14 protein-coding genes are annotated in these 14152 nt (G+C 51.1%); 8 read left to right on the top strand and 6 right to left on the bottom strand.

Going from position 1 to position 14152, the window contains the following annotated elements; all coding sequences use genetic code 11:
• Window position 1: 1 nt before the first annotated feature.
• Window positions 2-460: a hypothetical protein gene (locus tag JWZ98_RS19340; RefSeq protein WP_205451402.1), complete on the top strand. Its 459-nt coding sequence runs from the start codon at window positions 2-4 to the stop codon at window positions 458-460.
• A 131-nt stretch (window positions 461-591) separates the two neighbouring features.
• On the opposite strand, the gene JWZ98_RS19345 is transcribed toward JWZ98_RS19340, so the two are convergent.
• Entirely contained in the window at window positions 592-1548 is a 957-nt protein-coding gene (locus tag JWZ98_RS19345) for a cupin (protein WP_205451403.1), read from the bottom strand.
• Window positions 1549-2034: 486 nt separating this feature from the next.
• Between JWZ98_RS19345 and gpmI the strand changes: the two genes are divergently transcribed.
• The 3 genes from gpmI to JWZ98_RS19360 all read left to right on the top strand — a co-directional run bounded on the left by gpmI (window position 2035) and on the right by JWZ98_RS19360 (window position 5115).
• Window positions 2035-3675, top strand: a complete 1641-nt coding sequence (gene gpmI / locus JWZ98_RS19350) for a 2,3-bisphosphoglycerate-independent phosphoglycerate mutase (RefSeq protein ID WP_205451404.1) — start codon at window positions 2035-2037, stop codon at window positions 3673-3675.
• Between the two features lie 115 nt (window positions 3676-3790).
• A complete protein-coding gene (locus JWZ98_RS19355; RefSeq protein ID WP_205451405.1) occupies window positions 3791-4588 on the top strand; it encodes a cobalamin-binding protein in 798 nt (265 codons plus the stop codon).
• Window positions 4589-4773: 185 nt separating this feature from the next.
• Window positions 4774-5115 (top strand): hypothetical protein, encoded by a 342-nt coding sequence (locus JWZ98_RS19360; protein ID WP_205451406.1) that lies wholly within the window; start codon window positions 4774-4776, stop codon window positions 5113-5115.
• A 92-nt stretch (window positions 5116-5207) separates the two neighbouring features.
• On the opposite strand, the gene JWZ98_RS19365 is transcribed toward JWZ98_RS19360, so the two are convergent.
• On the bottom strand, window positions 5208-6413 hold the full coding sequence (locus tag JWZ98_RS19365) for an HD-GYP domain-containing protein (protein WP_205451407.1): 1206 nt from the start codon (window positions 6411-6413) through the stop codon (window positions 5208-5210).
• A 239-nt stretch (window positions 6414-6652) separates the two neighbouring features.
• Here JWZ98_RS19365 and JWZ98_RS19375 point away from each other — a divergent pair, with 239 nt between their 5' ends.
• Window positions 6653-7060, top strand: coding sequence for a DUF805 domain-containing protein (locus JWZ98_RS19375; protein WP_205451408.1), 408 nt, complete (start codon window positions 6653-6655; stop codon window positions 7058-7060).
• A 223-nt stretch (window positions 7061-7283) separates the two neighbouring features.
• Here JWZ98_RS19375 and JWZ98_RS19380 read toward each other — a convergent pair whose 3' ends face one another.
• The gene (locus JWZ98_RS19380) at window positions 7284-7553 is read right to left on the bottom strand and encodes a hypothetical protein (protein ID WP_033157813.1); all 270 of its coding nucleotides are present in this window, start codon (window positions 7551-7553) and stop codon (window positions 7284-7286) included.
• A 564-nt stretch (window positions 7554-8117) separates the two neighbouring features.
• Between JWZ98_RS19380 and JWZ98_RS19385 the strand changes: the two genes are divergently transcribed.
• Window positions 8118-8900 (top strand): symmetrical bis(5'-nucleosyl)-tetraphosphatase, encoded by a 783-nt coding sequence (locus JWZ98_RS19385; RefSeq protein ID WP_205451409.1) that lies wholly within the window; start codon window positions 8118-8120, stop codon window positions 8898-8900.
• Between the two features lie 38 nt (window positions 8901-8938).
• Here the strand turns inward: JWZ98_RS19385 and JWZ98_RS19390 are convergent, their stop codons facing one another.
• A complete protein-coding gene (locus JWZ98_RS19390; protein WP_205451410.1) occupies window positions 8939-9664 on the bottom strand; it encodes a pentapeptide repeat-containing protein in 726 nt (241 codons plus the stop codon).
• Window positions 9665-9858: 194 nt separating this feature from the next.
• Between JWZ98_RS19390 and JWZ98_RS19395 the strand changes: the two genes are divergently transcribed.
• Both JWZ98_RS19395 and JWZ98_RS19400 read left to right on the top strand, forming a co-directional pair.
• Complete coding sequence (locus JWZ98_RS19395) at window positions 9859-10128, top strand: hypothetical protein (protein WP_033157811.1); 270 nt, start codon at window positions 9859-9861, stop codon at window positions 10126-10128.
• A gap of 119 nt (window positions 10129-10247) precedes the next feature.
• Window positions 10248-12278, top strand: a complete 2031-nt coding sequence (locus JWZ98_RS19400) for a methyl-accepting chemotaxis protein (RefSeq protein ID WP_205451411.1) — start codon at window positions 10248-10250, stop codon at window positions 12276-12278.
• A 52-nt stretch (window positions 12279-12330) separates the two neighbouring features.
• Here JWZ98_RS19400 and JWZ98_RS19405 read toward each other — a convergent pair whose 3' ends face one another.
• Both JWZ98_RS19405 and serS read right to left on the bottom strand, forming a co-directional pair.
• A complete protein-coding gene (locus JWZ98_RS19405; protein WP_171697483.1) occupies window positions 12331-12720 on the bottom strand; it encodes a group 1 truncated hemoglobin in 390 nt (129 codons plus the stop codon).
• Window positions 12721-12877: 157 nt separating this feature from the next.
• Window positions 12878-14149 carry a serine--tRNA ligase gene (gene serS, locus JWZ98_RS19410; protein WP_205451412.1) on the bottom strand — a complete coding sequence of 424 codons (1272 nt, stop codon included), beginning with the start codon at window positions 14147-14149 and terminating at the stop codon, window positions 12878-12880.
• Between the last annotated feature and the right edge of the window lie 3 nt (window positions 14150-14152).

Here is a 14152-nt window from a genome sequence, read left to right on the forward strand (position 1 = left end):
TATGACAGCATGCGACATTGCCGCAATCGGCTGGATTATTGCACTTGCTGGCTTAGTGATCAATAATAGATTCTCTAATCAAAGAGAAACTAGGAAGGAGATTAGAGCAAAATTTGATCAACTTAGCAAATCTCTTGATAATCTTCTTGACGCATCTAGAAATTATTATTTAGATTCTAGCGCAACTCTCTCAAAAGAGTCGATGCGAATACACGAGTCCATCAACTCTTGTGATAGGCTCATAGAAGAGCTTTTTGAATTCAATAAAAATATTGCATTACAACCAGATTTTTATATTATTTTTGACGTTGTAACTGGTGGAAAATTTGAGTCGACCAAGCATACTCCCGGAGAACATAATATTCATATTTGTAGGAGACTATCTATCCTGAAAGAAACTTTATTGAAGAATGCAGAGCAGCAGTTTAGCCAGATATTCAAGCAGAAAGCCATTTCTTGACAAGAGAGTAAATTGAAACAAACCCGAAAGACACAATATTATTATCTGGTGTCCCACCAAATTGAAGCATGCGATTACCGGTAGGTAAACAACATGCGCAGCATCGCTCGCGAACCTTGTAGCCTGTAAACTCACCCCGAAACACTCCCATCCGGCAATACAAATTTAATATCCAAACTCCGTAAATAAGTCTGTAATCCGGCATCCTGCAACGGAAGCAAATGCGCCTCTTCGCCGGAATCGTTGTAATGCGCATGCCAATAGCCGGGCGGAGTGATGAAAGCGGAATAGGGTTGCCAATCGACGCGGGTGGGATTGACGATCCGACCGGTTGCCGAAATCTGAGGCCCGACTAAGGTATAACAACCCGGCGCACAATCCAGAATCAAATCCAAGGCCACCGATTGGTGGCGATGCGGCAATTGCACCGCACCCTTGGGCAACACGCCCAGCATCGCCCACAGTGTGTGGGTGACGGTCAAGGTTTGGTCCATGGCTTTGTTGGCCAGCAACACACTGATGCGGTTGCGATTCACCATCTCCGCCGCTTTTTGCGCCGCGGCCAACTCGCGCAGCGAATCTTCAGCGGTATAGAGCGTCGGCTTAAAGCATGGCCTATCGGCTGTCACCCCCAAATAAGTCAACAGCGGCTGGTCGTGCACCAGGTAAAAGGCCGAATCGCTGTCGGCAAAATGTCGAATATCCTTGCCCACCGGCAGCACCACAAAATCGCCGGTTTGCCAGGGGATGGTCAGGTCATCGAATTCGGTGCGGCCGCTGCCGTACATCACATAAAACAACAGCGAGGTGGCGTTGAAATCGGTCGCCAGCGACTCGCCGGCCAGAATTCTGACGAAATTCGCGCACAAGGCCGGACTGGTAGCCGGACCGGGACAACGTAATTGCTCGCTGACATCCAGCGGGATAATCCGGGTACCGCCGGTTCGATGCAACTCGCTGCCGAAATTGGCGAACGGCAATTTAGTGATAGCGCCGGAGCCAATTGGGTCAGCGGCTTGGGTATATTCAAAATACCGGCAATTTTCCAGCAAGGGTTCAAGCGGATTTTGCGGTTTGACAATGGTCATGACGACACCTTTTTGATGTATGCAATCCAGGTAAATAGCGTGATGGTTTGAATTTTACGCTGGCTGGTGCGACAAAGTAGATTTGTGTCAAACCCAAAATGCACAGACGTTTTTTCAATCCGTAGTTCGGACGAAATACTTAGCACAAGGGTTCCACATTGCATCAGCAACCGTTAGAATCGTTTTGTATATCCAAGGTAAATCCAAGATGGCTCTGGCAGAGAAATTAACATTAAGCGTGAAAGATTATTTGCAAGGCGAGGCGTCCACGCAGATAAATCACTAAATGACACGCCCTGCCGCGCTTACATTTCCGACATGAAAGTCAACGTCACCATTGCCAACGCCTTCTTTTATCCTGACCTGCTGCTGGACATCGCTGATCAGGTATGATGCTCGGCATTTTGACCGCGCTCGTAACACAACGCTGAATCGCCAAAACCTGTTTCTTTTAACTTCTGACGTACCACTCACTGACATAACACCATGAAATTAACAAAATCTTCCCGTTTTCCTGCCTGCCCCGGCCCCGTCGTCACTATCGTCCTGGATGGCGTAGGCATTTCGCCACGCGAAGACGGCGACGCGGTTAAAGCCGCGCGCACCCCGAATCTGGACCGTTACATGGCCAACTACCCGATGACCACACTGCTGGCGCACGGCACCGCAGTCGGCATGCCCAGCGACGAAGACATGGGCAATAGCGAAGTCGGCCACAATGCCTTCGGCGCCGGTCGGGTGTTTGCCCAAGGCGCGAAATTGGTCGCCGAATCGATCAGCAGCGGCCACCTTTGGCAAGGCCACGCCTGGCACGAGGTCGTCGCTACTGCCAAACAAGGCGGCACCTTGCATTTCCTGGGGCTGTTTTCCGACGGTAATGTCCATTCGCATATCGACCATTTGAAAGCGATGATCGAACGGGCCAAGCAAGAAGGTGTTGCGAAAGTTCGCCTGCATATCCTGCTGGACGGCCGCGATGTCGGCGAGACTTCTGCATTGGATTACGTCGATCCGTTCGAAGCTTATCTGGACGGCTTGCGCGGTGCGGATTTTGATGTGGCTATCGCCTCGGGCGGCGGCCGTATGCAAATCACGATGGACCGTTACGAAGCGGACTGGTCGATGGTCAAACGCGGCTGGGACATCCACGTGATGGGTTTGGGCCGGCAATTTACCAGCGCCCACGAAGCAATTGAAACCTTCCGCAACGAAGCCAACGTCATCGACCAAGACTTACCAGGTTTCGTGATTGCCAAAGACGGCAAGCCTCTCGGTACTATCGTCGACGGCGATGCGGTGGTGTTTTTCAACTTCCGCGGCGACCGGGCGATCGAAATTTCCCGCGCCTTTATCGAAGAACAATTCAGCCCCTTCGAGCGCGGCCCGCTGCCGAAAGTGACTTACGCCGGCATGATGCAATACGACGGCGACACTAAACTACCGCCGCGCTTTCTGGTCGAGCCGCCCACCATCGACCGCACCTTGGGCGAGTATCTGGCCAAGAACGGCGTGTCGCAATATGCGATCAGTGAAACTCAAAAATTCGGCCATGTGACCTATTTCTGGAACGGCAACCGTTCCGGCAAATTCGACGAGGCCTCGGAAACGTATGTGGAAATCCCCAGCGACGTGGTGCCTTTCGAACAACGGCCCTGGATGAAATGTGCCGAGATTACCGATACGTTGATAGACGCCGTGCGCAGCGGCCAATATAAGTACCTGCGGGTCAATTATGCCAACGGCGACATGGTCGGCCACACCGGCAATTTCGAGGCGGCGGTGACGGCGATGCAAGGCCTGGATCTGCAATTGGCGCGCCTGATTCCGGTGATTTTGGAGATGAACGGCACGGCAATTATCACTGCCGACCACGGCAACGCCGACGAAATGTACGAATTGGATAAAAAAGGCAATGTCACCCGCAATGCGGAGGGCCGCACCAAAGCCAAAACCTCGCACACCTTGAATCCGGTGCCATTTGTGTTGGTATCTGGGGAGAATCCTAGCTACACACTCCGCGACGATTTGCCGAAAGCCGGCTTGTCGAATGTGGCTGCGACTATTTTGAATCTGCTGGGTTTTGAAGCGCCGGAAGATTACGATCCTAGCTTGATCAAAGCCAGCTAAGCCGTAAAGCATTCTGAGCTGATGACACCGCCTTTCGGCTATACGCTGTTAGGCGGTTTTTAATGGCTGATGGAAATTGGTGTAAAGCCTCTGTTGACCTAATTTGGATGCCCCAATGGACTACCCCGAACGCATCGTTTGTTTAACCGACGAAACCACCGAGACCTTGTATTTGCTGGGCGAGCAAGCCCGGATCGTCGGCATTTCCGGCTATACGGTCAGGCCGGCGCAGGCTCGCCAGGAAAAACCCAAGGTCTCGGCGTTTACCAGCGCCAAAATCGACAAAATTCTGGCGCTCCAACCGGATTTGGTGCTGGGCTTTTCGAATTTGCAAGCTGAGATTGCGGCGGAGTTAATCCGTAACGGTATTGCTGTGCATGTGTTCAATCAACGCTCAGTCAACGGTATTTTGCAGATGATAGGCTTGCTGGGCGCGATGGTCGGCGTCCCGGAAAAAGCCGCTACGCTGGTGGCGCAGTACCGGCAGCAACTGGAAACCACCCGCCTGCACAGCCTGAGTTTTGCCAAACGTCCGAAAGTGTATTTTGAAGAATGGGACGAGCCGATGATTTCCGGTATTCGCTGGGTATCGGAGTTGATTGGCATCGCCGGTGGCGAGGATTGTTTTGCCGAACTGTCCACCAAACACTCCGCCAAACAGCGCATCATCGCCGATCCTAAGGAAGTGGTAAGGCGCGCGCCGGACATTATCATTGGCTCCTGGTGCGGTAAAAAATTCCGCCCGGATCATCTGGCTGCCCGCCCCGGTTGGGACAGCATTCCGGCCGTACAACAACAACGAGTCTACGAAATTAAATCTTGCGATATTTTACAGCCAGGACCGGCGGCACTTAGCGATGGTTTGGCCCAGATATGTCAGATCATCAATGATTGGCAGCAAGATTGTGCTTAGCCTAATAGGTGCTCAAATAAATCCAATAGCGCAGGCTATAGCTGTGAATTAATGCCGCCGGGCCGGATGGAATAGTTCATATCAAAACCCGCGCCTACATCTTAACCTCCTCTTCGAAAGGGATTCTTCATGCCACCCCAAATCCCAGGGAGCTTGATCAATGATCATCATCGAAGAGGTATCACATGAAAACGCCAAAATTATTTTTCCTAAGCACCGTTTTGTTCGGCGCCTGCACCATTGCCCATGCCCAGCCAACGGGTGGCGGCACCACACCTAAACCGGTGTGCAAAACCTTCGATATTCCCACGATTATTTGTCCCGATGGCTGGACCATAGCCGACGATCTGAGCAACGGCACCAATAAATGTACGACCGGCTTTATCAAAAGAACCTTCTGCAAAAATGTTGCTGCGCGCAGTGGTTTTCAAGGTAACGTCGAAGTGATCAATAACGGCTCCAAGTTGTTTGAATTTGTGCAGCCAGTCGATGAATCAGGCGCGCCTATCGCCATAGAAGCTGAATAGCTGATTGCCAGCCAAAACAAGCATAAACCTGTATTGGGCTGCGTGAGTGGCCCAATACAGCGTCATAAAATCAGACGGCAACTTCACTGTGGTTACAAATAGCGCTGAGGATCGACCCCGCACTTCGCGGGCACCTCAAATGAGGTAATCCGATCATTACAACCGGGTTTGGACAGATCAAAATCTGCGGGAGGTGTGTAGCAGCGCGTCCGGGCATTGAATACCACTCTCACCCGGGGATGCAGCAGGTTTTCATGATGTTGCTCAACTACGACGGCCAAATAACCGCTCTCCAGTCGTACTAAGGTGCCGACCGGATAAATGCCGATGCTGCGAATAAATTGATGCACCAGCGTCAGATTGAAATGATGGTCGCTCCATTCCAATAACTTTCTTAGCACTTCGGTGGGTTCGATGCCGGTGTGATAAACCCGCGTGGATGTCAGTGCATCGTATACGTCCACTACCGCAGCCATCTGCCCGTAAAGGCTGATTTCATCGCCCTTCAGGCCTAGTGGATAACCACTGCCGTTGTAGCATTCGTGGTGTTCGGCTGCGACATTGAGCGTGATGGGTGAAATACCCGGCGTTTTCTCCAGTAACTGACAGCCGTAGTGCACATGATTTTTCATGATCTCAAATTCGCTTTCCGTCAGTTTTCCAGGTTTGTTCAGAATGTTATTCGGCACCTGCATTTTGCCGATGTCGTGCAATAAACCACCAAGGCCGACCTGTTCGATAAGCTTGCGGTCTATATCCAAAGCTCTGCAAAAACTAATCAGCAGCGTGCCGACCGCCACGGAATGCTGAAAAGTATATTTATCAGCCTGCTTGATTCTGAGCAGGCTGACCATGGCGTCCGGGTTACGGAAAATCGAATCGATGATATTGGAAACTACCGGCTCTACCTGCTCCAATTCGACCTGCTTACCCAAGCGACAATCCTGGAGGACATTGTGTACGATTCGGTTGGCTTCGCGGCAGACTTGCTTGGCTTTTACCCGTTCTTTTTCGACGCTAACCGGCGGCGGCACGCGCTTGAGCGTGCGCCCCAAGTGCTGCATATGTTCGTCAAGCTGCCGGTTTATGTCATGAACGGATGGAGCTTCCGGCATATCCGGGCCGAGCGCGGTATCTATGTAGACCTGGCAAATGCCGTAGGCGGCGATTTTTTCGATGTCTTGAGCGGATTCGATCAAAAAGCTGTTGCGCAAGAACGGGTGGTTTATCCACGGGCAGTTGATGTCGTGGATAAACATCTTGGGCTTCAGGTCGGCTACATCGATTTTTTTTATCATTGCGCGTTTTGCCCAGCGGATTGCGACTGAATGGCAGCATACCCGTTATGAATTGGACCGGGTTCGCTGTAAGTGTATCAGCACTGGTGGTTGCCATAGCAGTAACCAATAAAGCCACTAAAACAATCCCTAATCCTAGTGCGGGGATCATCAAAAAACACACAAAAATTGGCAATCGCCAGCCGCTGAGCTAACCTAGGCGATCCGGTTAACTGCAAATTTAGGGAATAGATAGAACCATGCTGCGTTACGACCGTTCTCGATACATCGCTTTAGGCCTGCCTGCTTTGCTGAATGCTTTGGCGCTACCCCTGTATGCGCATCAGATAACGACCAGCGGGTCGTCCGACGAATATGCCGTGCCGTTCTATTTGATTATCGCCCTGGCATGCGGATTATTCGGGGTATCCGCGATGATAAAACGCTGCCGCGACATCGGCTCTTCGGCCTGGGGAATATTGCTGGGATTTTTGTTCGCGCCACCGCTGATGCTGTTTGTGGCTTTGGTATTAATATTCGCCCCCAGCAATCCGGCCGCCGACCAACTGGAAGCGCCAGCGTTGCGCCCTACCTTCGATATCTGGTTTACCGGCTTTCTGTTATTGGTGAGCCCGTGGATGCCTGTGCTATTAGTACGGGCTTTGTAAGCGCTTATTCCAATCAGCTGGTTTGAACCTGTTCAAGATTATCAACCTCGCCCTTAGACGCGCCTAAAACCTTGGTTTCCGGGAAGATAAAATTCTTTTAGCCCGGCCCTTAATTATCTTCGCTCAATGGAAATCTTGGATTCCCGCTTTCACGAGCATTACAGCGAAGTGACTATTTGGGCAATACTGGCGGACGCCCGAAGGCGTCCGCCGTGAGTTGAGCTCATTTGGTATTTCTGGGATAGCTGTAAATAGCTTGACCATGGGCTTTATCAACATAAATCATATCTTTTTCCGCTACCACAACCGGCGCAAGCGGATTGGGATAACTATGTATGCCGCGATTGTGCGCGGGATTGTCGTAAACCACTTCAGCAACCCAACTATTTAAAAAGCCGCCGGAGGCGATGCGATCACCCTGTGCTTGAACACTTGTCGAGACAAGAGCGGCAGTAAGGACGATAGCCAATTGGATGGTATTTAAGGTTTTCATGATAGGTCTCCTGGTAATAATGGTTATGAACCCGGCCCTATCTGTTTCTGCATCTCGTTCGAGAAGAACGGTATGTCGGCCTGGGTTAATAAATCACTGGAATTCTGATTGGAAATTCAACCGATCCAGCTTGGAGACCATTGTGAACAAACCCCTGCAACAAATAAAATTGATTGTTTTTATGGCTTCAATAGATTTTACATATAGTGAATTCCTTGCCGGCTTGTCGAATAAAGCGACAGTCTGAGTATCGCCAGCAGGAATAATGGGCTTAGTTAATCAGCGCGGCAAAGCGTGTCGATTACTTTACATTTCAGCGGCAAAACTGCGGATTTAGTGGGGAACGAACCAGGTTGACCAAGTTAAACCCATCGGCATATTGCTGATTTTTCATCTATTTCCAACGCATAATCAGTGAGTTGGCAGGATCATCTTCCGCTGAAATCCGGCGCCAAGATTAATGGCATCAAAATTGATAGGGTTCAGGCAATATGCCGGCTTTGCGCTGACCTTCTGGTCATGGCCGGAGATTTGTTCAGCCCTGGCTTTGGAATTTAAATACCTATGACTATCTATGCCATCGGCAGCGTAAACGGCGACTACCAGAGACTGATGCAACTGCTGGCGACTATCGGCTTCGATCCGTTGGAAGATCGACTGTGGTTTGCCGGCAATCTTGTCAATCACGGACCGGAATCTTTGCAGGTACTGCGTTACGTTAAAAGCCTGGGCAAGGCGGCAGTCGTGGTATTGGGCAAACAAGAACTCCATCTCTTGAGCGTTGCGCTGGGCTATACGCCAATGACCCCGGAAGATACCTTGCATGAAATTCTTAACGCGCCGGACCGGGACGAATTATTGAAATGGCTACGATTGCGTAGCCTGATTCATCACGATGCCAAGCTTAATTTTACGCTGGTGCATTCCGGGATTCCCGGCGAATGGAGCTTTAGCCAGGCGCTGACTTTTGCGTATGAAGTGGAATCGGTTTTATCGGGAAGCAATTACGCGGCGTTTCTGGAAAACCGCAAGCAAGACCAGTCGCGCTGGCATGCCAAACTGCGCGGCTGGAAACGGCTGAATTTTATTGCCAATGCCTATACGCAAATGGCCTATTGCAATGAACAAGGCAAGCTGGATTTCAACGCAACTGGCCCAGTCGATGCTCAACCGAGCGGTTTAATGCCTTGGTATCGTGTCCCCAACCGGCTGACATCGCAATTGAACCTAGTTTTTGCCGATGACGCGCATTTTGCCGATAGTGATTGCGCCGGCTTCTATCCGCTGCCCGCGTTGTCGGCTTTGCGATTATCGACATCCGGCGCAATGATTGCAGCAATGTCTTAATGCGCTGTTGCTTGAACTCAGCCTGGGCGGCCATACGCTCATTTTTTAAAGCCCAGGGCTGTATCGGCCCCTGTCACATTAGTCAAATTTGCATCATCAAACTTGGCACTTCTAAAATCCGCGCCGGAAATGGTCGCGCCGTCTAAATTGGCGCCGGACAAGTCCGCCCAGATAAACTGGCCGCCGCTCAAATTGGCATGGCGGAGCGATGCGTTGCTCATCAGCGCGTAATTAAAATTCGCGTCGCTCAAATCCGCATTGTTCAGTATCGCATTGTTCATTTCCAACTTATCGCGCAGTTGCCGCGGACTCGCCGAATTGGGACCTAAATTGGCCTGTTTTAATTTGGCGCCGGCGAAATTAACATTGTTCAGCGATCCGGTGACGCGGCTGCGGCTCAGGTCCGCGCCGGATAAGTCGGCATAATCCATCAATACGCCATATAGGCTGGCATAGGATAAATCGGCATTCTGCAAATTCGCATTACGCATCTGCGCAAGATTGAGATTGACACCTACCATTTTAGCTGCCGTTAGCTTTGCCCCGTCAAGATTGCTGGAAAACAGGTCGGCTTTATTGAAATCGATTCCGGATAAATCCAAACCCGACAGGTCTTTCTTGATCAAGTTCGGCTGCTGACTGCCGGCCTCGGCTATAATCGCGATAACGCCTTCTCGAGTGAGTTCCGCTGCAGCGCATGGCAATAGCCAAAACCCCAAACTGAAAGCTACCAAGGTTCGGCAAACACCGGAATCGTATTGCATAACTACTCCTCAAAGCGGGTTAGACGGTCAAAAAATAACCGCCATCTTGCGAGTTTCAGTGCATCATAATCCAATAAATCAGGCTTTAGGCAAATTTTCCCGCCCTATAGAAGTGCTACTTCAGGCCAGCCATGATCAAGGGTTTTCGACAAGTTATATACTTTTGGCAACACAACCACTAAAGGCTGTTTAGCGTGAACGCTTTCTATCATAAATTATTGATTTTGGGGCTGATACTAGCGCTGCCCGGTTTAGGCTGCTTCAGCTATTACACGCTTGAAGAAGCCGGCCCAAACACCGCGCTGCCGGCGTTGGCGATTATGATAGCGTATCCGGCCTTACTGATTTCCCTGACAACCCTCATCATGTTGCGAGTTTCGAAGAAGCCGTCCCGTCCAGGGGCTTGGCTGGCGGGAAGCTGTTTAATCGTTTCGGCGGCGATCCTGCTGATTGCCCGCCTATAGAACATAAAACTGCTTAACAAACACGCCGCCGATTAAATTTACTAGATACTTTCCAAAAAACATAAAGCAACTATAGTTGCCCAGACACGCGCCTCCACAACATCGCCAGGATCTTAACTATGGATTTTGTCATTTCGCCCGCAATCGCCTTGATGGATAGGCTGCGCTATCCCGCAAAATTTGCGCTGCTATTCAGCATCGTGCTGATCCCGATGCTGTTCATGGCCGGCACCTTGATCAGACAATTTCAACAGGAAATCGACTCCTTGGCGCAAGAACGCCATGGCCTAAGTTACATCGCCGCCCTCAGAAAACCAATCGAACACATTCAGCAGCATCGGGGCATGACCAGCGCATTTCGCAACGGCGCAACCCAATTTAAGGAACGCATCACGAGTAAACGCGAAGAAATCGATGGCTATTTTGCGGAACTGGAAAAAACCGACCGCGAACTGCATGAGGCCTTGCAAACCGACAAGATGCTTTCCAAGCTCCGCCAACAGTGGAACGACATCAAAACACACTCCCAGGATCAAGAGTTAAGTGCAGTGATAACCGCTCATAACATGTTGATTGCCGATGGTTTGAAGCTACTAAACCATATTTCGAATACATCCGGCATCATTCTCGACCCCAAGCTGGATAGCTTTCATATGGGCTTCGTACTGACGGCCGATTTGCCCGAATTAATCGAAGTGATGGGGCAAACGCGGGCGCTGGCGTCCGGCATCGCCGCCAAAGGTAGTCACACACCGCAATCCTTGACCAAGCTGTTGATCTTAATCGCTAATATAGAAACCTATGCCCGCAAGGTGGATGAAGGCTTGGCCGTGGCGTTTGCGGAAAACCCCGAGGTGTCGCGAAACTTGCGCGGCACCAATGAAAACTACCGAACAGCCTTGCAAACCATGCTCGGTTTATTACGCCAGCAATTGGTCGAAAGCGAAACCATTTCTGTTGGTAGCGATACAGTATTCGAAACCTCCACCCAAGCCATCACCCAGTCTTACCAGCTCTACACCGGACTGATAGCCGAACTCGACCTGCTTTTTCGCACCCGCAGCACGGCAGCCGAACAGTTTTTACAATTTACGCTGGCCGGGTTAATCGGGGTGTTGTTGGTGGTCATTGTGCTATTGCTGGGCTTAACCAAGTCGGTCAATCGCAACATAACCGCAATTAACCTCGCAACTAAGCGCGTTGCCCAAAACGACCTGAGCGCGAGAATACATATTGATGCCAACGATGAAATGCGGGAGATTGCCGAAAACTTTAACGCCATGATAGAGACCAGTTCGGCTTTGCTGAAAGAAATCATTCATACCAGTGCCGAATTGCATACGTCGGCGCAAAAAGTCTACACAGTTGCCAACCAAAGCGCGACTCATCTCGACCGGCAACGCGAAGAAATCACCTCGGTCGCGACAGCGGTGAACCAGATGAGCGCGACCATCCAAGACGTTGCCTCCACTACCAATACGGCGGCCCAAGCGGCCAGCACCGCTAACGAGCAAACAAAAAACGGTCAGAGCATAGTGGCCAGCGCCACACTATCGATCAGCCAATTGGCTAAAGACATCGAAGGTGCCGCCAACGTGATTCAAAGTCTGGAAAAAAGCAGTGAATCCATAGGTTCATTGGTGGACGTGATTAAAAGTATCGCCGAACAAACCAACTTATTGGCATTGAATGCCGCCATTGAAGCCGCCCGCGCCGGCGAACACGGCCGCGGTTTTGCGGTAGTGGCGGATGAAGTTCGCAGCCTAGCAAGCCGTACCCAAGAGTCAACTGCCGTAATCGAAAATATGATAGGCGAATTACAGGCCGGATCGCGCAAGGCGGTCGCCGTGATGCAGCGAAGCCGCACGCAAGCTAATGTAGGTGTGGAGAAATCTCGGGAGGCCATGCAATCCCTGGAAGCGATCAGCCAATCGGTGGAAACCATCGACGCGATGAACCTGCAAATTGCCAGCGCGGCCGAAGAGCAGACGGCTGTGACCGAGGAAATCAATCGGAATATCGTCCACATTACCAATTTATCGGAACACACCAGTAGCGGGGCTAATCAGACTACCGCCGAAGCCCGCCAGCTGAATCAGCTAGCGGAAAACTTACAAAAACTAACCACGCAATTCAAACTGAACATCTAGCAAGAGAAGCCGCTACCCGATTTGTGCAGGCACCCAGGTAGCGGAACCCATTCTATTTACCCAGCACTTCGCCTCTAACGCTTTCTACCAGTGCCGCGGCTTCCGCGATGAGTTCGGCAGGCACATTCAGCTCTTGCATAGTCGCGCCTAGATGCTCCATGACGGCGTCGAAATGGGAGTCGTTCAAACCCATTTTTACCAAGCGAGCGTGACCGTCGCGCAAGGAACGTCCGGTGTAGTTGTTGGGACCGCCGAAAGCCACCGTCATAAAGGTTTTTAAATGCTCGGCTTGTTTAGCCATGTCGGTTCTTTCAAAAAAGCGGTTGATCCGAAAATCCCCCATCACTTTGCCGTAAAACACATCTACTGCGGCATTCACCGCCGCTTCGCCGCCGATGCGTTCATACAAAGATGGTCCTTGCACTTCATTTGCTTCACTCATAATACCCCCTCGTTATAGTTTTTAATTTACGAGGCGTCTGTTAAATCGGCAAACTATTGATTTTTGACTGATTTAACGGCCTCGGCGGCGATAATACCCGATGATAGTTTCGTATCCAAACTATTTCACTGCCGCCAAAGACCTGACTGATTGTAAGTTATTGAATCTTTTCGATACCGCCCAAATAAGGCCGTAAAGCCTCCGGCACGGTGATGGAGCCGTCTTCGTTTTGATAATTTTCCATCACCGCTATTAAGGTGCGGCCGGCTGCCAAACCGGAACCGTTCAAGGTATGCACCAACTCCGGCTTGCCGGTTTCCGGATTGCGCCAGCGCGCTTGCAGACGCCGCGCCTGGAAATCCTTGAAGTTGCTGCAAGACGAAATCTCGCGGTATTTCTGCTGGCCCGGCAACCAGACTTCCAAATCGTAAGTTTTGGACGATGAAAAGCCAGTGTCGCCCGCGCACAGCAACACTTTGCGATACGGCAAATTCAACTTTTGCAAAATAGCTTCGGCGTGCGCAGTGAGTTCTTCATGAGCCTGCGCGGAGGTTTCAGGCGTGACGATTTGCACCAGCTCGACTTTTTCGAATTGATGCTGGCGTATCATGCCGCGCACGTCGCTACCGTAGGCACCGGCTTCGCTGCGAAAACACGGCGAATGGCAAACAAATTTCAGCGGCATTTGTTTGGCTTCGACGATCACATCGCGGACGATATTGGTAACCGGCACTTCGGCGGTCGGGATCAGGTAAAACGTCGGATCGTTTTGGACCGTAAACAGATCGGCTTCGAACTTGGGCAATTGGCCGGTGCCGCGCAAACTATCGGCGTTGGCCAGGAACGGCACATAGGTTTCCTGATAGCCGTGCTCGTTGATATGCGTATTCAACATCAACTGAATGATAGCGCGCTGCAAGGTCGCAAGCTTGCCGGCCAGTACCACGAAACGGGCGCTGGCGATTTTCGCGCCCAGTTCGAAATTCATGCCCAGCGGCTCACCCAAGTCGACGTGGTCTTTTGGCGTAAATGTAAATTGGCGCGGCTCGCCCCAGCGGCTCACTTCCTGGTTATCCGCATCGCTTTTACCGGCAGGTACTGCTTCATCGAGAATATTGGGGATGCCTTCCAATAGCACGCTCAATTGGTTTTGAATGTCGTTTAACTCGGATTCCGCTGCTTTCAGTTGATCGCCCAAATCCGCCACCTGATCCAGCAAGGGTTGCACATCTTCGCCCTTGGCTTTGGCTTGGCCGATGGCTTTGGAGCGGGTATTACGTTCGTTTTGCAACTCCTGGGTTTTGACCTGAACCTCTTTGCGCCGGTCCTCCAGAGCTTGATAAGCGGCGGCATCGAATTGAAAGCCGCGTCTTTGCAGCTGTTGCATAACCAGTTCCAGGTCGCTTCTAAATAAACGGGGGTCTAGCATGAT

The sequence above is a fragment of the Methylomonas sp. EFPC1 genome (assembly GCF_016925515.1).
Lineage (GTDB): Bacteria > Pseudomonadota > Gammaproteobacteria > Methylococcales > Methylomonadaceae > Methylomonas > Methylomonas defluvii.